At 64.0% G+C, this 21,486-nt stretch carries 18 protein-coding genes; 14 read left to right on the top strand and 4 right to left on the bottom strand.

Translation table 11 applies throughout. The annotated features are described in order from the left end of the window. Positions 1 to 110: 110 nt before the first annotated feature. A complete protein-coding gene (locus M2427_RS20410; RefSeq protein ID WP_280708382.1) occupies positions 111 to 1,553 on the bottom strand; it encodes a D-alanyl-D-alanine carboxypeptidase family protein in 1,443 nt (480 codons plus the stop codon). 189 nt (positions 1,554 to 1,742) lie between these two features. Continuing rightward, a complete protein-coding gene (locus M2427_RS20405; RefSeq protein ID WP_280708381.1) occupies positions 1,743 to 3,551 on the bottom strand; it encodes a glucan ABC transporter ATP-binding protein/ permease in 1,809 nt (602 codons plus the stop codon). Between the two features lie 297 nt (positions 3,552 to 3,848). On the opposite strand from M2427_RS20405, the gene M2427_RS20400 reads away from it, so the two are divergent. The 7 genes from M2427_RS20400 (at position 3,849) to M2427_RS20370 (ending at position 9,518) form a co-directional block, all read left to right on the top strand. Further along, positions 3,849 to 4,220, top strand: a complete 372-nt coding sequence (locus M2427_RS20400) for a hypothetical protein (RefSeq protein WP_280708380.1) — start codon at positions 3,849 to 3,851, stop codon at positions 4,218 to 4,220. 104 nt (positions 4,221 to 4,324) lie between these two features. Next, the gene (gene hisE / locus M2427_RS20395) at positions 4,325 to 4,729 is read left to right on the top strand and encodes a phosphoribosyl-ATP diphosphatase (RefSeq protein ID WP_280708379.1); all 405 of its coding nucleotides are present in this window, start codon (positions 4,325 to 4,327) and stop codon (positions 4,727 to 4,729) included. 143 nt (positions 4,730 to 4,872) lie between these two features. After that, positions 4,873 to 5,475, top strand: a complete 603-nt coding sequence (locus M2427_RS20390) for a YqaA family protein (RefSeq protein WP_280708378.1) — start codon at positions 4,873 to 4,875, stop codon at positions 5,473 to 5,475. Between the two features lie 47 nt (positions 5,476 to 5,522). After that, positions 5,523 to 6,062, top strand: a complete 540-nt coding sequence (locus tag M2427_RS20385) for a hypothetical protein (protein ID WP_280708377.1) — start codon at positions 5,523 to 5,525, stop codon at positions 6,060 to 6,062. A gap of 36 nt (positions 6,063 to 6,098) precedes the next feature. After that, the gene (locus M2427_RS20380) at positions 6,099 to 7,499 is read left to right on the top strand and encodes an aspartate ammonia-lyase (RefSeq protein WP_280708376.1); all 1,401 of its coding nucleotides are present in this window, start codon (positions 6,099 to 6,101) and stop codon (positions 7,497 to 7,499) included. A gap of 265 nt (positions 7,500 to 7,764) precedes the next feature. After that, complete coding sequence (locus M2427_RS20375) at positions 7,765 to 8,733, top strand: nitronate monooxygenase family protein (protein ID WP_280708375.1); 969 nt, start codon at positions 7,765 to 7,767, stop codon at positions 8,731 to 8,733. A gap of 11 nt (positions 8,734 to 8,744) precedes the next feature. Next, positions 8,745 to 9,518 (top strand): thioesterase family protein, encoded by a 774-nt coding sequence (locus tag M2427_RS20370; RefSeq protein ID WP_280708374.1) that lies wholly within the window; start codon positions 8,745 to 8,747, stop codon positions 9,516 to 9,518. A gap of 408 nt (positions 9,519 to 9,926) precedes the next feature. On the opposite strand, the gene M2427_RS20365 is transcribed toward M2427_RS20370, so the two are convergent. Further along, positions 9,927 to 11,489, bottom strand: a complete 1,563-nt coding sequence (locus M2427_RS20365) for an AMP-binding protein (protein WP_280708373.1) — start codon at positions 11,487 to 11,489, stop codon at positions 9,927 to 9,929. Between the two features lie 108 nt (positions 11,490 to 11,597). On the opposite strand from M2427_RS20365, the gene M2427_RS20360 reads away from it, so the two are divergent. The 7 genes from M2427_RS20360 to M2427_RS20330 all read left to right on the top strand — a co-directional run bounded on the left by M2427_RS20360 (position 11,598) and on the right by M2427_RS20330 (position 18,783). Next, positions 11,598 to 12,563 carry a nitronate monooxygenase gene (locus M2427_RS20360; protein ID WP_280708372.1) on the top strand — a complete coding sequence of 322 codons (966 nt, stop codon included), beginning with the start codon at positions 11,598 to 11,600 and terminating at the stop codon, positions 12,561 to 12,563. Positions 12,564 to 12,688: 125 nt separating this feature from the next. Then, positions 12,689 to 12,937, top strand: coding sequence for a hypothetical protein (locus M2427_RS20355; RefSeq protein WP_194479426.1), 249 nt, complete (start codon positions 12,689 to 12,691; stop codon positions 12,935 to 12,937). Between the two features lie 133 nt (positions 12,938 to 13,070). Next, the gene (locus M2427_RS20350; RefSeq protein WP_280708370.1) at positions 13,071 to 13,781 is read left to right on the top strand and encodes a hypothetical protein; all 711 of its coding nucleotides are present in this window, start codon (positions 13,071 to 13,073) and stop codon (positions 13,779 to 13,781) included. A 100-nt stretch (positions 13,782 to 13,881) separates the two neighbouring features. Beyond that, entirely contained in the window at positions 13,882 to 14,553 is a 672-nt protein-coding gene (locus M2427_RS20345; protein ID WP_280708369.1) for a hypothetical protein, read from the top strand. A gap of 130 nt (positions 14,554 to 14,683) precedes the next feature. After that, positions 14,684 to 16,426 carry a hypothetical protein gene (locus M2427_RS20340; protein ID WP_280708368.1) on the top strand — a complete coding sequence of 581 codons (1,743 nt, stop codon included), beginning with the start codon at positions 14,684 to 14,686 and terminating at the stop codon, positions 16,424 to 16,426. A gap of 9 nt (positions 16,427 to 16,435) precedes the next feature. Further along, entirely contained in the window at positions 16,436 to 16,897 is a 462-nt protein-coding gene (locus M2427_RS20335) for a hypothetical protein (protein WP_280708367.1), read from the top strand. Positions 16,898 to 16,899: 2 nt separating this feature from the next. Further along, on the top strand, positions 16,900 to 18,783 hold the full coding sequence (locus tag M2427_RS20330; RefSeq protein ID WP_280708366.1) for a hypothetical protein: 1,884 nt from the start codon (positions 16,900 to 16,902) through the stop codon (positions 18,781 to 18,783). On the opposite strand, the gene M2427_RS20325 is transcribed toward M2427_RS20330, so the two are convergent. Beyond that, entirely contained in the window at positions 18,780 to 21,449 is a 2,670-nt protein-coding gene (locus M2427_RS20325) for a patatin-like phospholipase family protein (RefSeq protein WP_280708365.1), read from the bottom strand. The genes M2427_RS20330 and M2427_RS20325 overlap by 4 nt on opposite strands. Between the last annotated feature and the right edge of the window lie 37 nt (positions 21,450 to 21,486).

Genomic DNA, 21,486 nt, shown 5'->3' with positions numbered 1-21,486 from the left:
CGAGGGCTTAGGGCAAAGGCCGGCGAGTGGCTACTGGAATCGTCGCAAAACGGCTGCCGCAGGTGCGAAGTGCGGGCGGCAGCCTGACGGGCCAGGCGCATTAACCTGGTCTAGCTGTTGTTGGGTGCAGGCTTCGGCTTCGTAGCCGCCTTGGGCTTGGCGGGCTTGGCAGCCTGATCGCCGCTCGCCGCCGGCTTGTCGCCAGCAGGCTTTGCTGCCGCATCGGGCTTGGCTGCGGCATGCTTGGTACCGGCCGGCTTTGCCGCGGTCTTGGTGTCGCTCTTGGTGTCCGCCGGTTTTGCCGCAGCCGTCTTCGCATCAGTCTTGGCATCAGCGTCGGGCTTCTTGGCGACGCGCGACTTCTTGCCACGCGCCTTTGGCGTCGCCTGCTGGTCGGTGTCGGCTGCGACCGCTGCGACCAGGGCCGCGCCGGTGCGGGTCGGGCCGGTGTAGACCACCACGGGTTCCGCGGCCGCCGGTGCCGAGGCCATCAGCTCGGATGCCTTCATCAGTGGCGGCTGGAGGCCCGCGGTGAAGAATGTCACCGGAGCTGCGCCGCCGGTTAGGGCGCCAGATCCGCCGCTGCTGCCGTTCGTTGCGATTAGCGCATCGTCGTCGTCGCTGGCCGGACGCTTGCGGTGACCGCCGCACATCTCTTCGCGCAGATTTGGCGGCGAGGCATCGACCGGCACCAGATTCTCGACAGTGCCGAGCGAAGGACGCAGCCACGACAAACCGTCCTGGCTGAAGCCGCGCTCGAGCAGCTGCGCGGCCTTGACCGCGCGTGCGGTACCTGAGTTGGCGCCGAGCACCACCGCGATCAGGCGGCGGCCGTTGCGCGTGGCTGACGCCACGAGGTTATAGCCGGAGGCGCAGATGAAGCCGGTCTTGAAGCCGTCGGCGCCGGGATAGCGACCGATCAGCTTGTTGAAATTGCCGGTGACGCGCTTGCCGAAGCGGATCGCGGGGATGTGGACGAAATATTCGTATTCGGGCAGGTCGCGCAGGAACGAGCGCGCGAGAATGCCGAGGTCGCGTGCCGAGGTGATCTGGCCGTCGGCGGGCAGGCCGTTGGGATTGACGTAGCTCGTCTGCGTCATGCCGAGCCGCTTGGCGGTGTCGTTCATCATCACCGAGAAGCCGTCGATCGAGCCGCCGACGCCTTCGGCGAGCACCACGGCCATGTCGTTCGCCGACTTGACCATCATCATCTTCAGCGCGTTATCGACGGTGAGCTGTGTCCCCGGACGGAACCCCATCTTCGACGGTGATTGCGAGGCGGCGGTCGGCGACACTGTGACCAGCGTGTCGAGCGTGATCTTGCCGTCCTTCACCGCCTTCAGCGTCACATAGGCGGTCATGATCTTGGTGACGGAGGCCGGATACCAGGGGATGGTCGCGTTGTCCGCCTGCAGCACCTTGCCGCTGTCGGCTTCGATCAGCAGCAGCGCTTCCGCATTGACGGAGCGCGGTACGAAAAGCGCAGCGACGGCGAGCGTCGCGGCAAACAGGTTGAACAGGGGTTTGCGAAGCAGCGGGCGAAAGGCGTGCACTATCCGATTCCGGTCCTTGGAGATCCGCCTGATACGGTCGGCTCTCGTGATCTGATGTTCGGTTTTGAAATCCAGCGCCGCCGCTCGCGGCAGCGCAAACCTATACCGGCTCGTGCGTCGAGAATAGGGGTTTCGGCCGGGTATTCCGCAACGAAATAGGCCGAATTTCGACGGTGCTGCGGGGACTTGTCAGGGGGATTTGGCGGCAGCCGAAGCGGCCTCCGCGGCACCGATGCCGACCCGCGCATTTGCTTGAGCGGTTTCCTGCACCATGAACTGGGCCTTGGCAAGTTCGGCGAAATGGCCGCCTTTGGCCACGAGTTCATCGAAAGTTCCGGTTTCGATCACCCGTCCGTTCTCGAACACCAGGATCCGCGTGGCATTGCGGATGGTGGAGAGGCGGTGGGCAATCACGAAGGTGGTGCGGCCCTTCATCACTTCATCGAGAGCGGCGTTCACCTTGGCCTCGGTGACGGCATCGAGCGCGGAGGTCGCCTCGTCCAGGATCAGGATCGGCGGGTCCTTCAGCAGCGCACGAGCGATCGACAGCCGCTGCCGCTCGCCGCCTGAAAGCATGCGGCCGCGCTCGCCGGCATTGGTCTCGAAGCCGCCGCTGCGCTCGATGAATTCGAGCGCCTGCGCGCGCTCGGCCGCCTTGCGCATCTCGGCCTCGGTCGCGTCAGGCTTGCCGACGCGCAAATTCTCCGCGATCGAGCGGTTGAACAGCAGCGCCTCCTGGAACACTACGCCGATGTTTCGCCGCAGCGATGTCAGCGTCACGCCGCGCACGTCCATGCCGTCGATCCTGATGAAGCCGGATTGCGGATCGAAGGCGCGATGCAAGAGCGCAATCGCTGTCGACTTGCCGGCGCCGGTCGGCCCGACCAGCGCGATGGTCTGGCCGGGCAGCGCGGTGAAGGAGAGGTCCTCGATCGCCGGCCGCTTGCCGTCATAGGAGAAGGTGACGTCGTTGAATTCGACGAGGCCGGAGAACCGTCCGGCATCGATCGCGTCGGGCCGGTCGTGCACCGCGGGCACGGCGTCGAGCACATTGAAGAATTCGCGGAGGCGCGGCGCTTCCATGAACACGTTGTTGATGAAGCTGACGACCTGCTCCAGTTTCTGGATCAGCAGCGTCGCAAAGCTCACGAACATCACGATCTCGCCGACCGAGCTGAGGCCCTGGTCGTGCAGCGCGATGCCGAGGGTGAAGATCGCGAGCACGGTGATGGTGGTGGAGGCGCGCGTGATCACGGTGACCAGCGCCCACCACGATAGCACTGGCATTTGCGCCGCGAGCAGCTGGTCGGCGACGGAGCGCAGTCCCTTCACCTCGGATTCGACGCGGACGAAACTCTGCACCAGCGCGACATTGCCGAGCGCATCGGAGGCGCGCGCGGAGAGCTCGCTGTAATGCTCCTCGACCGCCATCTGCATGCCGAAGGTCCGGCGCACGACGAAGGTTGTCAGCGCGGTGAAGACGACGCAGAGCACGAACAGCAGGATCGCGAGCCGCCAGTTCAGATAGAGCGACAGCGGCAGCAGCACCACGACGGAGAGGATCGCGGCAAAATGCTCGCGAAAGAAGCCGAGCCAGAGCCGCCACAGCGCGTCGGTGCCGTTGAGCATCACCTTCATCAGCCGGCCCGAATGGGTGCCGGAATGGAAGGTCAGCGGCAGCTGCAGGATGTGCTCGAAATAGCTGGTCAGCACCGCCTGGCGCTGGCGGTGGGACAGCCGGTCGGCCTGCAGCGCCACCAGCGCGCTGCAGGCGATGGTAAACAGTCCGAACGCGACCCACGCCATCAGGAACGGCCAGGCCGAGGTCGCACCTGCGACGGCCTTGCCGGAGAGGACGTCGACGATCCGGCCGAACAGCACGGGTTCTGCGAATTGCGAGCCGGCGAGCAGCAGATTGGCGAATGCCAGCAGCCAGCCGAGCCGCGCCTCCTTGCCGAGCAGTTCGAGAACGCGGGTGTAGAGGCTGAACATGGACATGAGGCAGGCGCTGACCCAGGCAGGCGGCGTGACGACGGGACCACATTTTAAGCAGGGATCGCCAGAGAGATACAGCGGAAGCTTTTGGTCTTTTCGCTCGACGTGCCCGCTGGGCCGGCCCGCGCCGGGTTTGCCAGCATGACCGAACCTGAACCGGGGATGAGCGGCGCTTGCGTCACGATCACGCAAGGCCGTTCAGCTTGTGTTGGGGGTGGGGAACCCAAAATGGGATGCGGGTGTTTGAAGACATGAGCCTGTCTCGAGGCACCAATGAAGGTCCCAAGGAGGGTCCAGATCATGTTTGACCGATTTTCGAAGTTTGCCGGCCGCAAGGCCGTTCTTGCCACCGCTGCGGTGCTGGCGCTGACCAGTGTCGCCCCCACCGCATCGTACGCCGGCGGCCGCCACTGGCATGGCGGCGGCGGTGCAGCCGCGCTCGCGGCTTTTGCCGCCATCGGCACCGGCCTTGCGATCGCCGCGAGCCGCGATTCCTACGCCTATGACGCTCCGGCCTATTACGGCGGCGGCCCGGTCTACTACGATGAAGGCCCTGTCTATTACGGCGGCCCGAGCTATTACCACAGCAACAGCCGCGACTACCCGGGCAATGGCAATGTCGGCCGGGACCCCTTCGCCACTTGCAGCAGAAGCGGCGCCGGGTGTTGGTGAGTCGTTGACCACGAAAGGCCGGCGCGCTTGTCGCGCCGGCCTGTTTTGTCTTTTATTCTCAAGCGTTAACGCGTCGACCATTTGTTTAGAGTAGTTTTGAGTACATGAGTGATTCGCTTGAGCGGCTATATCTGGCTGTGCTCGCGGCCAGAGATCTTGATCCGGCAACATCGCGTACGGCCCGGCTGTTTCAGCGTGGGCCTTCCAAAATGGCGAAGAAGCTGGCCGAAGAGGCGATCGAGGTCGTGATCGATGCGGTCAACGGCGACCGTGAGGCCGTGGTCCGGGAAAGCGCCGATCTGCTCTACAATCTCACCGTGCTCTGGGCGTCCGCCGGCGTGCGCCCCGAGGACGTCTGGCGAGAAATGTCACGCCGCGAAGACTTGCTCGGCATTGCCGAAAAGCTACCTAAATCGTCGATGAAGCTGCCCAAAGTCGCGTCACCGAGCATCTCCAGGCGGCGGCCTATTGTCGCGCTCGAAGGCCGCGCGGCGCGTAAACGGCACTGAAGCGCGATGAAGCGTCATCGCGCTTCAGGTTGTTGTTTGAGCGTGATCTTTTCGGAAAAACGCCCACACTTTGCACTAACGCGGCCCTTCGGGTCCGGATCACGCTAAACCGTCACAAAACTCGCGATGGACAAATCCGCCCCATGGTGCTTCATCGCGGCGCCATGCTAAAACGTATCTACGACTGGTGCATCGACGCCGCCCACAAGCCTCACGCGCTCTGGATCATGGGTGCCGTGGCTTTCGCCGAAAGCTCCTTCTTTCCCGTTCCCCCGGACGTGATGCTGATTCCGATGTCACTGGCGCGCCCGCAGCGCGCGTGGGTCTACGCGGCTATCTGCACTGCGACGTCAGTGTTGGGCGGTCTGCTCGGCTATGCCATCGGCGCGCTGTTGTTCGACTCGGTCGGCCACTGGCTGATCCAGGTCTACGGCCTCGGCGACAAGGTTGACGCTTTCCGCGCCTCCTATGCCGAATGGGGTGCGGTAATCATCCTGCTCAAGGGGCTGACGCCGATCCCCTACAAGCTCGTGACCATCACCTCGGGCTTCGCCGGCTATAATCTCATTTTATTCGTCCTGTGCTCGATCGTCGCGCGCGGCGGACGCTTCTTCATCGTGGCGATCCTGCTCAACCGCTACGGCGACTTGATCCGGCACAAGCTCGAAGAGCATCTCGGCCTGTGGGTCGCGCTCGGCGCCGCCGTGCTGGTGCTCGGATTTGTGGTGGCCATCAAGCTGATCTAGGTTTCTGGCGCTTTGCCGCTGCGTCGCGTTCGGTTACGGTTGCCCTCATGATGGTTCGATCGGGCAATCCGGCGGTGCGGTTCGGGACGCTGATATCGGCAGCGCTTCTGCTCCTGCTCGGTGCCGGCGCGACCGGTTCGGCGCAATCGGCCCCGCCTTCGCTCGGCGTGCAGGAGCAGGGGCCGCAGGCCGTGCCGCCGCCTTCGACACCCCCCGCATCAGGGCCGCCGGCGGCCGATGACAATCCCGGGCTGATCCATGAGATGGGCAAGCTGTTCGACAAGCTGCCCTCGATCCTGCCGCCGATCAAAAGCCCAAGCGAGACCATGAACGACCTGTCGCGACTGGCGACGCCGTCGACCATGGTCTCCGGGCGTACGGCCTGTCCGCTCTCCTCGAACGGTGCGCCCGACTGCAAGCTCGCCGCCAACCAGCTCTGCCAGAGCAAGGGCTACAAGGAAGGCAAAAGCCTCAACACCGATTCCGCCGAGAAGTGCTCGGCCAAGGTTCTGATTCCGGGCCGGCAACGCAAACCTGACGATTGCCGCACCGATACCGTCGTCACCAGCGCGCTGTGCCAGAACTGATGCGATGACGCCGCGCGCGAGCAGCAAGGAGCGCCCATGAGCCGCTACGAGCAGGACTTCCTCGGACAACGTGAGATCGCCGACGACATCTATTACGGCGTTCAGACCATCCGGGGGAAGGAGAACTTCCACATCACCGGCATTCCGATGAACCAGGAGCCTTACTTCGTGAAGGCGCTGGGCTACGTGAAGAAGGCCGCGGCGATGGCCAATCGCGATCTCGGCGCGATCGACGCCAAGGTGGCCGATGCGATCGTCGTCGGCTGCGACCGCGTCATCGCTGGCGACATGATGGATCAGTTCGTCACCGACTTCATCCAGGGCGGCGCCGGCACCTCGACCAACATGAATGCCAACGAGGTCATCGCCAACCTCGCGCTGGAATCGCTCGGCTTCGTCAAGGGTGACTACCAGCACGTCAGTCCGAACGACCACGTCAATTACGGCCAGTCCACCAACGACACCTATCCAACCGCGTTTCGGCTGGCGCTGATCCTGCGTCTCGAAAGCTACATGACGGCGCTGCGCCAGCTCCAGGAGGCGTTCTTTGCCAAGGGCCGCGAGTTCGAACGCGTGCTGAAGATGGGCCGCACGCATCTGCAGGACGCGGTGCCGATGTCGTTAGGAGCCGAATTCCGGGGATGGGGCACCACGATCGGTGAGGAGGTCGACCGCATCTCCGAAGCGCGCGCACTGCTGCGCGAGATCAATCTCGGCGCAACCGCGATCGGCACCTCGGTCACCGCGGCCGTCGGCTATCCCAAGCTCGCGGTCCGGCATCTCAGCGCGCTGACCGGCGTCGATTTCATTCTCGCCGGCGATCTGGTCGAGGCGACCTCGGACACCGGCGCCTATGTGCAGCTCTCCGGCGTGCTGAAACGTACGGCGAGCAAGCTGACCAAGATCTGCAACGACATTCGCCTGCTGGCTTCCGGCCCGCGCGCCGGCTTCAACGAGATCAACCTGCCGCAATTGCAGCCGGGCTCATCGATCATGCCGGGCAAGGTCAATCCCGTGATCCCCGAGGTGGTCAACCAGACCAGCTTCCTCGTCATCGGGCTCGATACGACGGTGACGCTCGCGGCTTCCGCCGGTCAGCTTCAGCTCAACGTGATGGAGCCGGTGATCTCGTTCGCGCTGTTCTTCTCGATCCGCACCATGGAGCGCGCGGTCAACAGCCTGCGCGAGAATTGCGTCGTCGGTATCACCGCGAACGAAGAGCACACCCGCAACATCGTGCTCAATTCGCTCGGCATCGTCACGGTGCTGAAGCCGCTGCTCGGCTACAAGCAATGCGCCGAGATCGCGCGTGAGGGTTACAAGAGCGGCAAGTCGCTGCACCAGATCGTGGTGACCGAACGCAAGCTGCTGACGCAGGAGAAATGGGACGAGATGTTCTCGTTCGAGCGGTTGATCAATCCGGATTTGATTGGCTAGGCACAAGTCTCTCCCACCGTCATTCCGGGGCGACGCGCAGCGTCGAGCCCGGAATCCATCGGGCGTCAGCGCGAATTGCGAAATGGATTCCGGGCTCGCGCAAGAGGCGCGCCCCGGAATGACAGTCCCTGAATTCCGCGGGTTGGAATTGCGGTAACGCCGTCCGCCACGGCGCCAAAACGCAATACTTGACAGTGGAAAGATTGCCTTGTTGGTATGGTCCCAACCCTCTCATGCGTCTTGCAAGCAAAGGATCGCTCCGAAAATGTCCATGCCCGCTCTGTTCAAGGGACGCCTGTCGATCCCCGTGATCGGTTCGCCGCTCTTCATCATCTCGGTGCCCGACCTCGTGATCGCGCAGTGCAAGGCGGGCGTGGTGGGATCATTCCCGTCGCTGAATGCGCGGCCGCCCGAGCTGCTCGACGAATGGCTGGCGCGGATCACGGAAGAGCTCGCGGCCTATGACCGCGCCCATCCCGACAAGCCGTCGGCGCCGTTCGCTGTCAACCAGATCGTGCACAAGTCGAACAACCGGCTCGACCACGACATGCAGCTCTGCGCCAAGTACAAGGTGCCGATGATCATCTCCTCGCTCGGCGCACGCGAGGAGCTGAATCAGGCTGTGCACGGCTGGGGCGGCATCGTCTTCCACGACGTCATCAACCAGAAATTCGCACACAAGGCGATCGAGAAGGGCGCCGACGGCCTGATCCTGGTCGCGGCAGGCGCCGGCGGTCATGCCGGCACCATCTCGCCGCTCGCCTTCGTCGCCGAGACGCGCAAATGGTTCGACGGTCCGATCGCGCTGTCGGGCGCCATCGGCAACGGCAAGGCGATCCGCGCCGCACGCATTCTCGGTGCAGATTTCGCCTATATCGGCTCGGCCTTCATCGCCACCAAGGAAGCCAACGCGGTCGAGAAGTACAAGGAGATGATCGCGGGCTCGACGGCCGATGACATCGTCTACTCCAACCTCTTCACCGGCGTGCACGGCAACTACCTGAAGCCCTCGATCCTCGCCGCCGGCATGGATCCGGAAAACCTGCCGACGTCGGATCCCTCCAAGATGAATTTCGGCACCGACGCCTCCGGCGAGCGAGCCAAGCCGAAAGCGTGGAAGGAGATCTGGGGTTCCGGCCAGGGTATCGGCAGCATCGACAAGGTCTTGCCCGCCGCCGAGCTGATCGCGCGATTCAAGAAGGAATACGACGAGGCGATCGATCCGCCGTTGTAATGGCTCTCGAAATGACCGCCATCTACCGTGTTGACGGCAACAGCGTCATCACCAGCCCCAACGCCGCCGGTCCATGGGACCGGCGCATGCAGCACGGTTCGGCGCCGTCGGCGCTGGTGACGTGGGCGGCGGAGCGGATTCCGACACCCGTGCCGATGAACATCGCGCGCGTCACCATCGATCTGATGCGTCCGGTGCCCGTCGCGCCGCTTACCATCGAGACTGAGGTTTTGCGCGAGGGACGCAAGATCCAGCTCTGCGAGGTCAAGCTCTTCGCCGATGACGTGCAGGTCGTCGGCGCCACCGTGCTCAAGATCAAGCAGCAGTCGCAGCCATTGCCCGATGACATCAAGGATCTGCCGGTGACGCTGCCGTCGCCCGAGGACTCGCTGGTCGAGGACGGCCATGGCGCGACCAGTCCGTTCGCGGGCATGGTCTCGATGCGCGCCGCGCGCGGCCGCTTCGGGCAGGCCGGTGCCGGTGCGATCTGGTTTCGCCTCGACCACCCGCTTGTCGAAGGCGAGGTGGTCTCGCAGGCGATGCGCGCCGTGGTCGCTGCCGATTTCTCCAACGGCACGGCCTCGACGCTCGACTTCCGCACCTGGACCTACATCAACGCTGATCTCTCGGTGAATCTTGCGCGCCAACCGGTCGGCGACTGGATCCTGCTCGACGGCGAATCCTGGATTGGTCCTGATGGTGCCGGGCTCGCGATGTCGCGGCTTGCGGACAGGCAGGGCTATTTTGGCCGCGCGGTGCAGAGTCTGGTGATCGAGAAGCGGTGAGAGCTACGGCAGGTGCCGTGCTTGCTGCGTGGGCCGATTGAACGGCAGGCTTCCGCCGCCGCGGAAGGGATGCCCGGCCGTCTCAGAGGTGGCATCCTGCCAGTTCAAAAACCGTAGAAGATCTTGATCTCCCACAGCACCACGAGGATAGCCATGATCAACGTGACCGCGGCGACTGCACTTTCCAGGGAAGCGACTCTCATGTCCCACTCCACTTCCCAGCCCCATCAGCGGTCTAGTTGATTCCCTGATTCGCGGGCAATCGCGCGGGCCTCACGGATGTGCACTCCGTTGCGCGTTGTGGTGCGGGGGCCACAACGACACCGTAAAATCCCGGGTGAAAATGCTGTCGTTCCGAAAATTTCGCGCGATGCGTGTAGTCCGAACCCGTCGCCGCAATCAGGGGGTTTATCCCACCATCCGGTCCCGGCCACTCCAGAAGCCCGCACGCAGCACCTTCTTGTCGACCTTGCCGACGCCGGTCATCGGCAGCTGCTTGACGAACTGAATCTGCTTCGGCGCATGCGCGGAACCCTTTCGGGTCCGCACCATATTGATCAGTTCGTCCGGATCGGGCTTGGCGCCCTCGCGCGGCACGACGATGGCGGTGACGGCTTCGCCCCATTTCTCGTCGGGAATGCCGACGACCGCGACCATCGCGACGTCAGCATGTTGCGAGAGCACGTCCTCGACCTCGCGCGGAAAGATGTTGAAGCCGCCGGTGACGATCATGTCCTTCTTCCGATCGAGGATGAACATGTAGCCGCGCTCGTCCTGACGCGCGATGTCGCCGGTGTGAACCCAGCCGTTCTTCAACGTCTCCGCAGTGATGTCAGGCCGCTTCCAGTACTCCGCCATCACATGCGGCGCGCGCACGCAGATTTCGCCGGCCTCGCCCGTCTTCACTTCCTGGTCGTTGTCGTCGAGGATCTTCACCTCGCAGGCGGCGATCGGGAAGCCGCACGACAAGAACAGCTCCGGTGTCCTGGGATCGTGATCTTTCTTGCGCAGCACCGAGACCGGATAGCATTCGGTCTGGCCATAGAGCTGCGAGAACACCGGACCGATGCGCTCGATGCCCTCGACCAGCCGGCTCGGCGACATCGCGGACGCGCCGTAGAGCACGAGTTCGAGCGAAGAGAGGTCGGTCTTGTCAAGTGAGGGATGATCGAGCAGCACGTAGATCATGGTCGGCACGAACAGCGTGAAGTTGATGCGCTCGCGCGCGATCGTCGCCAGCACGGCCTCGGGATCGAATCCTTTCAGCATGTGCACGGTGCCTCCGCGCATCAGCGTCGGCAGCACCTTCGTGCCGGCGACGTGGCTGATCGGGGCGACGGTGAGATAGCGTGCGGCGTCGGGGATCTCGAAGTCGGCGAGGATCGCACCGGCGGCTCCGGCGTTCTCGCGGTGATAGCGCAGCGCGCCCTTGGACTTGCCTGTCGTACCGCCGGTGTAGTTCAGCGTGGAGAGATCGTCGAGATTTGCGAGGCACAGCGCGCTGGCATGGCCCGCGCCCTCGACCGCCGCCAGCAGATCGACGCCGTAATCGGCGGGCCCCATCGTGAAGACCGCTTTGAGCAGCGGGGCCTTCGCGGCGAGTTCGCCGCCGCGATCGCGGAAGGCGGCGACATCGACCACCAGCACTTCGGCTTCGGAATCCTCGAGCTGAAACAGCTGGTCGCCCTGCGATCCCAGCGGATGCAGCCAGGTGACGCAGCATCGCGACAGTTGGGCCGCGACGCCGGCGCACCAGGTGTCGGCACGATTGGCGGTGAGGAAAGCGACGCGTGCGCCCGGCTGCAGGCCGAGCCGCATGAACACGCCCTGGAGGCGTCCGATCAGATCGAGCGTGCCCTGATAGCTCAGCGATCCGCCGGGCCATGAGAATGCAGTGCGATCGGGATAGCGCGCCAGCGCCCGCAGCGTCTGCGCGCAAGTTGGGGATGATGCGTGGAGCAGATCGGACATATGTTTCCTCGTTGCTTCTTCATTGGCGTTTCGCGTGCCAATGTTTGTGTGCAACGCTAGCACAGAGAATGCGGGATGGAACGACAAAGCCCGCGCAGGGAGGCATGAGTGGCATCGGTTCGACTGCAACGATTTCACGATCGTCTGAACTTGCCGCTGATTGCCGCGCCAATGTTCCTGGTGTCGGGCGTCGAGCTCATGGTCGCGGCTTGCCGTAACGGCGTGATCGGCAGCTTCCCCACCGTGAATTGCCGCAATACGGAACAGCTCGATGAATGGCTCAACGAGATCGCAACACGGCTGCGGCAGCACGAGGATCAGGCCGGCCGCAAGGCTGCACCGCTCTGTCCGAACCTGATCGTGCACCGTTCGAATGCGCGGCTCGAGCAGGATCTCGCCGTGCTGCTCAAGCACCAGCCCGAGATTGTCATCACCTCGGTTGGCTCGCCCGCTCCGGTGTTGAAGCCACTGCACGATTCCGGTGCGCTGGTGCTGGCTGACGTTGCTTCCATCCGCCACGCCGAGCGCGCGGTCGCAGCGGGCGCTGACGGACTCGTGCTGCTTACCGCGGGCGCCGGCGGGCAGACCGGCTGGCTCAATCCCTTCGCCTTCGTCCGTGCGGTGCGCGCGTTCTACGACGGCATCATCGTGCTTGCCGGTGGCATCAGCGATGGCCGCGCTTTGCACGCAGCTGAAGTGCTCGGGTGCGATCTCGGCTACATGGGCACGAAATTCATCGCGACGCGCGAGAGCATGGCGGACGAGCGGCACAAGCAGATGCTGGTCGAGAGCAGCGCCGACGACATTTTGCTGACGACCGCGTTCACGGGCCTGCAGACCAGCATGCTGAAGCCGTCGATCGTTGCGGCCGGTCTCGATCCCGATGACCTTCCGGCGCGCGGCGCGATTGACATCGGCAAGGACATCGACGTCGGCGCGCGGGAGAACCGGCCCAAGCGCTGGCGCGATATCTGGAGCGGCGGCCATTCGACTTCGGGTGTCACAGGCGTCATGGCAGTCGATGATCTCGTTGCCCGGACGGCCGCGGAATACCGTGAAGCAAGGGGGTGGTAGCGCTACGCGCCGCCCAGCACGGTTAATCCCGCATGGCTGAACAAGCCTGGACTTAACGGCAGATTAACCAAGCCCCGCCAACAATCCCCCTCACGGCCGCCAATCAGGACCGAGAGGGACAGGCGATGGATTTCGATTTTCTCAACAGCAAGACCGCCGCGACGTTGGATGAAATCCGCGTCCGCGTCGCCCATGCGCTGGCCCGCCACCCGCTGTGCCGCAATGTCCGCTTCGACATCGTCAGCGTTCCCCGCACCCGTCGGGGCGGCAATTGGACGGTAACGCTGCAATCGGTCGAGCCGCGCGCGGTCTGGGAGGCCTCCGAGATCGTCGCCGACATCCAGGACGCCTATGATCTGGCGGCAGCTGCCTGATTTCAAATGACTTTTGGCGGTGGTCGCCGTGAGCATGATGATTGTCGCCGCAAAGGCACACTCAAGCCATAATTCGTGCCTTTTTCCCGGGCATCTCTAACAACATCGTGAAGCGGTCCTTCCGGAGAGACGTTTGTCCAGAGCCATCACCATCACCGTGCTGACCTGTATCCTCGTCCTCGGTGCCGCCACCACTGCCATTCTCGGCCGCGACAGCGTGCCCAGCGTCAGTGCCGAGATGATCACCCAGGCTCCGCCCAAGCCGCTCGCCGCCAACCGCGCCGCCAAGGCCGACCGGCTGGTTCCGACCCTGGCGCTGGCCTCTGCCGCCATTAACCCCGTCCAGGTTCCTGCCGATCAGCTTTCGCAGGCTCCCGCCCTGACCGAGCCGCTGCGCCAAGCCTTTGCCGCGGCGACGCCGTCTGATTTTCCGATGCCCAAGGCGAACATCAACGAGGCGCCCGCCGCCGCGGACACCACTGCGGCCATCGAGCCCGCGCCCAAGCCGAAGGCCGTCGCGAAGCCCCAGCCGCAGAAAACCTATTCGCTGCTGTCCGACGTGCAGATCGCCGGGATCAGGGATCGCCTGAAGCTGTCGTCGTCGCAGGAATATTACTGGCCCTCGGTCGAAACCGCGCTGCGTAACGTCGTCAAGAAGATCTCGGCGAACAAGCTCTCCAATCCCAACGGGCCGAACGTGCAGATCGATCCGAATTGCGACGAGGTCCAGCAGTTGAAGTCGGCGGCGATGCCGCTGCTGTTCCAGCTGCGTGACGACCAGAAGGAAGAAGTGCGCAAGCTCGCTCGTGTCATCGGGCTCGAGAAGGTCGCGCAGCAGATCTGAGGCGCTAGATTCAAGGCTTGGGTTCCTCCTGGGAACCGCGCGCTTATCAGGAACATCCGGCAATCGACAGGCGTTGCCCGCTCCAAACAGGAGTGGGTCAATGCGCGCCACGACAGCCTATTTCGTCGGTGCCGGAACGATCGTCGCAGCCATCGCCATTGGTCTCGGCGGCGGCATCGTGGCCGGCAACATCATGAATCCAGTCGCGCCCAAGCAGGGGCCGGACACCAGCAAGATGGCGCAGCGCGCGGAAGCCGCCTCGCCGGCGACGACGAGCGCGCCGTCGGAGCGCGTCCGATATCTCACGGGCTCGCAATCCTTTGGCGCCGTGATCGCGGCGCCCGCGCAGGCGCAGGGCGAAGCCAAGCCCGATGCGCAGGCCACTCAGGCGAGCGCTGAACCTGCGGCGCCGCCGCCTCCGCAGACAACGGCCGCGGTCGAGCCGCCCAAGCCGGGGCTTGCCTCACCTCCGCAAGCGACAAAGCCCGTCGAGCAACGGGCTTCGACCGAATCGGCATCCTCACCTGACAACGCCTATGCCAAGGCCAGGGATTCTGACGTGAAACGCGCCGCGTCCGAACGACGCCGGGCAGAGCGCCGCGAGCGCTGGGCCGAACGACGCCATTATGACCAGCGCGATGCACGCGGCGGGCGCGACCAGACCGATTGGGATGACGTTGCGCGCAACGTTCGCGCAGACTCCGATACTCGTGATGTTGTGATCCGCCGTCCGCGCGGCGGGTTCACATTGTTCGGTCCCGATGACGACTAACGCGTGACACTTTCGCCGCGCACGCGATCGTGAGCGGCGGTTCGTCCTTTGGGGGCGCCTGCCTCAATTTTCAACTTCCGGATGATCGTCCTGCAAGGCATGATCGACGCAGCCAGCCAGAGGCCGCGTCATGGGAGTTGCGCTGCTAGCTTGGGGACGCTTCTTCGGTCCGCACGGCGAGCGCGTGACCGTGCCGGCGCCGGTTGACGGACGCGGGGCGCCCTGGCTGCTCGACTTCCTCGCCGCTCATCTTCGCGCGTTACGCAATGTCGGCTTCACCGCAATCCAGTTGCCGCCGACCTCGAAGGTGCAAGGCGGCGCCGGGCCGGGCTGTGACGGCTACGGCGTGTTCGATCCCCGCGATATCGGCAGCAAGAGCCAGCAAGGCTCGGTGGCCACGCGCTATGGCACCAGAGCGTCGTTGACGCGTCTGGTCGCGGTCGCCCACGCATGCGACATCGACGTCTATCTCGATCTCGTTCTGCATCAGCGCATCGGCGAGAACGGCGGCCCGGGCGTGTTCCGCTATCTCGGGGCGGACGGGCACACGCTCAACGGACGTCACACCACCTCGCCCGGATGGTTTCGCGGCGTGCCGCCGGACGATCTGCCCGACGATGATGTGCCGAGCCCGCCCAACGATTTTCCATTCGGCCGCGAGCTGTCCTATCAGCATTGCCGCCCGCCGCGCGTCACGATCGGGGATGCGCTCGATTTCGGTGAATGGGTGTTTCGGACCACCGGCGCCGATGGCGCGCGCTTCGACGACGTCAAGGGCACCTGGGCGCCGTTCGTGCGCGAGTTCATGACCCACGGCGTGATGGCGTCGAAGTTCTTCTACTCGGAGTATTTCGACGGCAATCGCGCGATCCTCAACGGGTGGGCGACGCAGCCGCCGCTCAGTGGCCGGTCGCTGGTCGCCGACTTTCCGCTGCATTGGGCGCTGCAATCCGCTTGCGATGGCGGCAATGCGCGCGTGCTGGATGGCGCCGGTTATACGAGCTGGCGGCCCGATCTGACCTGCACCTTCGTCGACAATCCCGACACCGATACCTCGCCGGGACAGCAGGTCATCAGCAACAAGCTGCTCGCCTATGCGTTCCTGCTGTCGATCGAAGGCTACCCTTTTGTCTACGGCAAGGACTACTTCCCGGCCAGCGTCTGGCCCGGCGCCTACGGGCTGAAACCGTGGATCGACAATCTCGTCTGGATCCACGAGCACCTCGCCAACGGGCCGACCAGCGGCCGTTTTCACGATGACAAGGTCATCGTGATCGAGAGAACAGGGGCGCCTGGCCTGCTGACGGCGCTGAACTTCGACACCATGAATGCGCGTACGATCAGCTGCCAGACCGCGTTCGGCGCCAACGTTCAATTGCATGACTATAGCGGTCATCATGACGATGTCAGGACAGACGGAAACGGCGTCGTGACCTTCACGATTCCCAGCAACGCCTTCAGCAGGGGCCAGAGCTATCTCTGCTTCTCGCGCGCCGGCCTGAACGTTGCGTCGGTCAGGCCGTCGCGTCCCACCACGCAGACGATTTTTGGCGCGGCGGATCTCGATACGCCGCCCGCGACCAATGTAGAGCACGAGCCCGGGCAAATATGGGTCAGGCAGGGGAGCAAGATTGCCCTTGGCGTCAGTCTCGATCGCCACGGCGTGGCGTCCGATGGATCGCTCAAGGTCTCCATCACCGATGCGCAGGGGCACAGCGTGGTCGAGGCCGTTTGCAGCGGGGACCATGTCAGCGCTGAGGGAACCGCCGGTGCGACTGGCCAACATCACATTCGCGTCGCAGGTCGGCAGTTGCCGGAGCACGGCGCGGCGTTTTCGATCGACGTCACCTACCTTGCTCCGCAAATCATTTGAGAGGACCTCATGTCATTGCATCTGTTGTGGACGTCCGCGGACAGCCTGATCGCCGCGTTTGCATTGTCCTTCGTTGTGCCGGCACGGCACGCTCTCCCGCTCGCCTTGATGTTCGGCCTCTGCGACGGGCTCGGCTCGGCACTCGGCGTCAGTCTGCCGCTTGGGCTTGCCGCGATGCTGCTGCTGGCGTGCGGAGCGGCGCTTCTCGTCGGTCTGCCTGTCGCGCCGCGTCTGTCGAGGGCGCCGGGTTGGCTCTACGTGTTGCCGCCGTTGCTGGCGATCGACAATGTCGTGTCGCGCACGAACGAAGCGCCGGTGCTTGCTGCGCTGTCGAGCGCGATCATGGCCGGGGTCGGCTTTGCCTGCGGCGCTGCCGTCCTCAACTGGTGGGGCGCGGGCCTGCGTGACGCGCGGGCGCTCGCGGCAGCCGTTCTGATCGCAGCCGGCAGCCTGCTCGCCTGGGGAGCCTGATCATGGCCGGCTCCGTCACCACCCGAGGCTATGACCTCGCCAGATCAGGCACGAACAATGCCGAGACAGTGCTGACGGCGACCGCCGTCCGCACCAAGGGAATCGTGAAACTCTTCAGCATTCCCATTCCCGACGATCCCAGGCTCGAGGCACAGCCGCTGGCGGTCGGCGGCGTGCACACGCCCGACGGCAGGACCCGCGACCTGATTTTCCAGGCCACGATGGGCAATTGGGTCTATGCGTTTGATGCTGCGACCGGCGACAAGGTCTGGGCGACAAATCTCGGCCGTCCCATCGTCGGAACACGCGCCATCGACGGCCATCTGACCAACGTCAATTGGGGCATCCTCTCGACCCCCGTGATCGACGAGGCCTCCGGTATTCTTTATGCCTGCGCCTGGATCAGTGACGACGGCAGTGTCGCCAGGGGGCAGCATTTTCTCGCAGGCTTGCGGATCAGCGATGGTTCGCTTGTGCACGGGCTGTTGAACCTCGAGGGTGCGGTCTACGCGCCGCCGGGCGGTCTGCCTGCGCAGAGATTCGTCTCGGCCGAGCGCAAGCAGCGCAGCGCGCTGACGCTGACGCGAGGCCATGTGCTGATTCCCTTTGGCACGATTGCCGAGACGTCGAAGACCGCGCGAGGTTGGCTCATTGCGGTCGATGTTCGCGCCTGGCGTCTTGCCGCCGCGTGGTGCTCGACCGTGACAGGTATTGGCGGCGGACTGTGGCAGAGCGGTGCGGGGCCGGCGGTCGGTCCAGACGGCGCGATCTATGTCATCACCGGCAACGGCGCATTCTCGCCGCAACATGGCGATTTCGGCGAGAGCATCGTGCGGCTCGCCCTGCACACGGGGCCACATGCGCATTTCGAGGTCGTGTCGTGGTGGTCGCCATGGACCGATGCTGTCAGGGTCGGCGCGACAGCTACAGCGCTTGTCGAGGACGATGACGAGCATGCGTTGCCGTCCAACGTCTCGCTGACCACCGTGATCGGCCATGCCAAGCGGATGGGAATGGCTTTGAAGCCGGTCCATGCCCGCGAGATGGCGCATGTTGCCGTCACGTCCGGACCGCATGCCCTCGACGCCCAGCTCGCGCCTGTCGTCGCGCAGCAGATGGACGCGATGAACGAGTCGATGTGGGGCGATCAGGATTTTGGATCGGGCGGCCCGGTCTATGTCGCCTCGGCTCACGTCGTGCTGGCGGCCGGCAAGGACGGCATTCTCTACACCGGCAATGCCGATGCGCTCGGCTCCACGCAACCGGGTGATCTCGCCGCTGGCCATTTTGCCGCGAACTACGCCAAGCTGCGCATGCCGCCGATTCTCTATACGTATTTCGACCCCGCCGTGCCGCCGGCACCGCCTTCGCCGACGCAATTGAACTTGTTTCCCGGCGGCGCAACGCGGCATCTCCACGGCTCGCCGCTGCTGTTCCCGTCCGCCATTCACGGCACGATGCATTTTGTCGGCGGCGAGAACAGTGCCTTGCGCGCCTGGTCGATCGCGGCCGACGGGACCACGGTCTATCTCGCGGGATCCAACGAGATCGCCTCGCCGCAATCGCCGCGGCCGCCGGGCGGCATGCCCGGTTGGAGCATCACACTCGCCGCCAACAACGGCGCTGACGGTATCATCGTGGCGATGGTGCCTTACCAGGACAGCAACATGCTGCTCAGCCCGGGCCGTTTCCTGGTCTATGACGCGCAGAATTTCGCGGCCAATCCGGATGGATCGCAGCGGCTGCAGGTGATCTGGGACAGCGAGAATTGGGGCCCCGAACACGCCTTCATGCATCCGAAGTTCAACCGCCCGATCGTCTGGAAAGGCCGGATCTATCGTCCGACCTATAACGGCCGGCTCGACGTCTATGGGCTGACCGATTAGCCGGTCTGAGCTTGCCCCGGCGTCGCCGGCGGGGGTGGCTGCGTCGGCGGCTGCGGTTGCTGTCTGCTTCTGAAGGCTGCGAGCACCGCGTCTGTATTGATGTGGCCGCGCCCGAGACTAAGGTCGTCGATGGCCTTGTCCATGTTTGCGAAGCCGACGATGCGGTAGGCCTCGACCTGTTCAGGCACGAAGAACTGATCCATGGTCGGCTGGTGCGGGAAATCTGCGTGCTGCGCGCGGTAGCCGAGGGCGTCGAATCCCAGGCCTTGGACCAGCGAAAGCTTCACGTAGATCAGGACGCCGCGGCTGCCGCCGTCATATTTGATTTCAGCGACGAAATACGGGCGGATGACAAAACTCACCCCCTTCGGATAGCCAATGCCCTCCTCCGGAATGAGACCATCCAAGACCTTGTCGAGGTTGATCTCGGCCTTGAAGTCTTCGCGGACGCGCTGCGCCACCGAGTAAAGCGCCGGCAGCGCCATCTTGGAATCCTCCTCGCCGTCGATCGCGAGGATGACCGAACATTTCCGGCGCGCGAGCTCATAGATCCCGGAATTGTCGAAGTGGCCGCCATCGGTGAGCTCGACGAAGTCGCTGTCGGATTTGTAGCCGGTGCGGGTCAGGCCGTAGCGGAAACCGGGCGACCAATGGTTGGGCTCATGCTTCAGCCGGCCGGGGGCATGATCATCAGGACACGTTGCCCACATGCCGAGCCGAAGATTGAGCAGCACCAGAACGATCGAGACCAGCCGATCGCGTGTGACGCCGGCACCGACATAGGCCGCGTTGGCATTGATTGCCGCGCCGGAGGCCGCCATCGCCGAGGGGACCGACACTGGACCGTTCTTGCTGATATAGGAGCGCGTCGGCTCCCATCCCGTCGCAGACGAGCCGACAAACAGCGGACTCACGATGAAATTGTCGCCGCCCCGCCATGACAGCAGGCGATCGGGATCGTTCATCAGGATCACATTGGTATTGACGATGGGGTAGGGAATGTCGCGCAGTTGCGCAAGCCTGTCTGGGTTTGGCGGCGGCGGCCACAGATCGGCCATCGACAGCCGATCGGCCGAAGGTGAGAGGTCGACGACGTTGCCAGCCACAGCTTCAGGCGTAGGCATGAAGGCTTCCATCAGACGGTCGCGATAGAAGCGATGCAGCCCGACATAGTTGATGTTCGTGAAGAATGCCATCGCCAGCGCGATGAAGATCGAAGCGGTGATGACGCCACGGATCAGATTGGATCCAAGCAGATTGTCGTCCGAGCTCAGCAGGAATTCCGGAGCGAACCAGAACTGCGCGATGCTGTAGGCGACGACCGCGATGGAGTAGATGAAGATCGCCGAGGCGACCATCAGGATCCATCTGCTGAGGTCGGTCGGTGCGCTCTGGGAGGCCTGGGCCTGGTGGCCGAAGACACCTGCATAGAGCCCGCTCGCCAGCGAGCCGACAGCGGCTGCTGCCTTCACGGCGAAGCCCGCTTTGTTGATCAGCAAGTAGGGAATGACGGGGACCGTGCCGAGCGCGATCAGGATTGTGATCCACGGCAGCCACAATCCGGCCGTAACCTCGAACTTTCGTCGCCAATCATAATTCGGAGAGGCCTGCTGGTTCGGTTTCTGAAGCCGATAGAGAACCGCCGCCAGATAAGAGAAGGTGAGAAACAGAACGGCGATCGCGAAGGAGACGGGATCCAGAACCGGCAACCCCATTATCTTGAATCCGACGGTCAGCCCAAGAAAGACCAGGCCGCAGAGCAGGGAAAACATGCCGCAAAGCTTGCGCAGCCGAGGGTCCGGGGTCACGTCCTGCTTCGGAGATATGCGTGTATCCAGCGAGAATCCGATCGCCCAAAGTGCAAAACGGAGGATGCACAGGAGACCGGCGACCAGGCAGATCTCGAAAAAGAGATCGAGCTTCCAGAAGCAATCGGGTTGCATTGCCTTGGCAGCAAGGCTGGTCGCTGCCGTGCAGATCTGGGCGCCACCTGGGATATGCGCTGCCGAAGCCGCAGCGGAAGCTGTCTCGGCCGCGCCCTTGCAAATTGCCAGCGCATCGCCCTCGCAGTCATTCCGCCAGCGCGAGGCCATCACGAATGCCAGCAGATTGGGAAGCTTGTCGATGTACGGAATCTTTTCAAGCAGCCGGAACAGCAGCATCATGATGATATAGGCCAGCGCGCCGATCGGCAGCCAGACGGACAGGTTCAAAAACAGGGTGCGGATGACCACGGCGGTCAGCGACCAGATCGACATCTGCTCGTCAGGGATGAGGTATTGTCCGTGCGAGCGCAGATAGGCGAGCCGACTGTCCTTGGTATCGTCGCCGCTGCGATAGCTCCGGGTCGCCCCGAATGGAAAGCCTTCTTCCGATGTTCCAGTCCCGGGATCGGTTCGCCACAGCCATTGCAGTGCGGCCGAGACATAGCCGCCGCCGGACACGCTCGACATGTAGTCGAAGCTCGGCATCACGTTCTTGGCCGCGAGCGCCTGAAGCGCGCCGAGACAAAAGATCGCCGATCGGATGCCGCCGCCGGAGAGCGCGAGCCCATACCAATCGTTTCGCCCATCCTTCGCACGGTGATCCGCGATGAAGGCTTTCTCCTCGTCGATCAGCGTTTGGGCATCGGTCTTGGTGTAGTAGTTCTGCGTGGTGTCGGTCATGCCTCCACCTCCGTGATGTCGTCTCGCCTCCGCGCCG

It is taken from the genome of Bradyrhizobium sp. BR13661, assembly GCF_029892425.1.
GTDB lineage: Bacteria > Pseudomonadota > Alphaproteobacteria > Rhizobiales > Xanthobacteraceae > Bradyrhizobium.
This window is presented reverse-complemented; position numbering and strand designations above follow the sequence as displayed.

Excerpts from the sequence above, each read along its gene's own strand:
- M2427_RS20385 (WP_280708377.1), top strand. The coding sequence starts at position 5,523 with ATGATGGTTCGATCGGGCAATCCGGCGGTGCGGTTCGGGACGCTGATA.
- M2427_RS20405 (WP_280708381.1), bottom strand. The coding sequence starts at position 3,551 with ATGTCCATGTTCAGCCTCTACACCCGCGTTCTCGAACTGCTCGGCAAG.
- M2427_RS20400 (WP_280708380.1), top strand. The coding sequence starts at position 3,849 with ATGTTTGACCGATTTTCGAAGTTTGCCGGCCGCAAGGCCGTTCTTGCC.
- M2427_RS20345 (WP_280708369.1), top strand. The coding sequence starts at position 13,882 with ATGCGCGCCACGACAGCCTATTTCGTCGGTGCCGGAACGATCGTCGCA.
- M2427_RS20390 (WP_280708378.1), top strand. The coding sequence starts at position 4,873 with ATGGTGCTTCATCGCGGCGCCATGCTAAAACGTATCTACGACTGGTGC.
- M2427_RS20340 (WP_280708368.1), top strand. The coding sequence starts at position 14,684 with ATGGGAGTTGCGCTGCTAGCTTGGGGACGCTTCTTCGGTCCGCACGGC.
- M2427_RS20370 (WP_280708374.1), top strand. The coding sequence starts at position 8,745 with ATGACCGCCATCTACCGTGTTGACGGCAACAGCGTCATCACCAGCCCC.
- M2427_RS20325 (WP_280708365.1), bottom strand. The coding sequence starts at position 21,449 with ATGACCGACACCACGCAGAACTACTACACCAAGACCGATGCCCAAACG.
- M2427_RS20355 (WP_194479426.1), top strand. The coding sequence starts at position 12,689 with ATGGATTTCGATTTTCTCAACAGCAAGACCGCCGCGACGTTGGATGAA.
- M2427_RS20335 (WP_280708367.1), top strand. The coding sequence starts at position 16,436 with ATGTCATTGCATCTGTTGTGGACGTCCGCGGACAGCCTGATCGCCGCG.
- M2427_RS20375 (WP_280708375.1), top strand. The coding sequence starts at position 7,765 with ATGTCCATGCCCGCTCTGTTCAAGGGACGCCTGTCGATCCCCGTGATC.
- hisE (WP_280708379.1), top strand. The coding sequence starts at position 4,325 with ATGAGTGATTCGCTTGAGCGGCTATATCTGGCTGTGCTCGCGGCCAGA.
- M2427_RS20365 (WP_280708373.1), bottom strand. The coding sequence starts at position 11,489 with ATGTCCGATCTGCTCCACGCATCATCCCCAACTTGCGCGCAGACGCTG.
- M2427_RS20330 (WP_280708366.1), top strand. The coding sequence starts at position 16,900 with ATGGCCGGCTCCGTCACCACCCGAGGCTATGACCTCGCCAGATCAGGC.
- M2427_RS20380 (WP_280708376.1), top strand. The coding sequence starts at position 6,099 with ATGAGCCGCTACGAGCAGGACTTCCTCGGACAACGTGAGATCGCCGAC.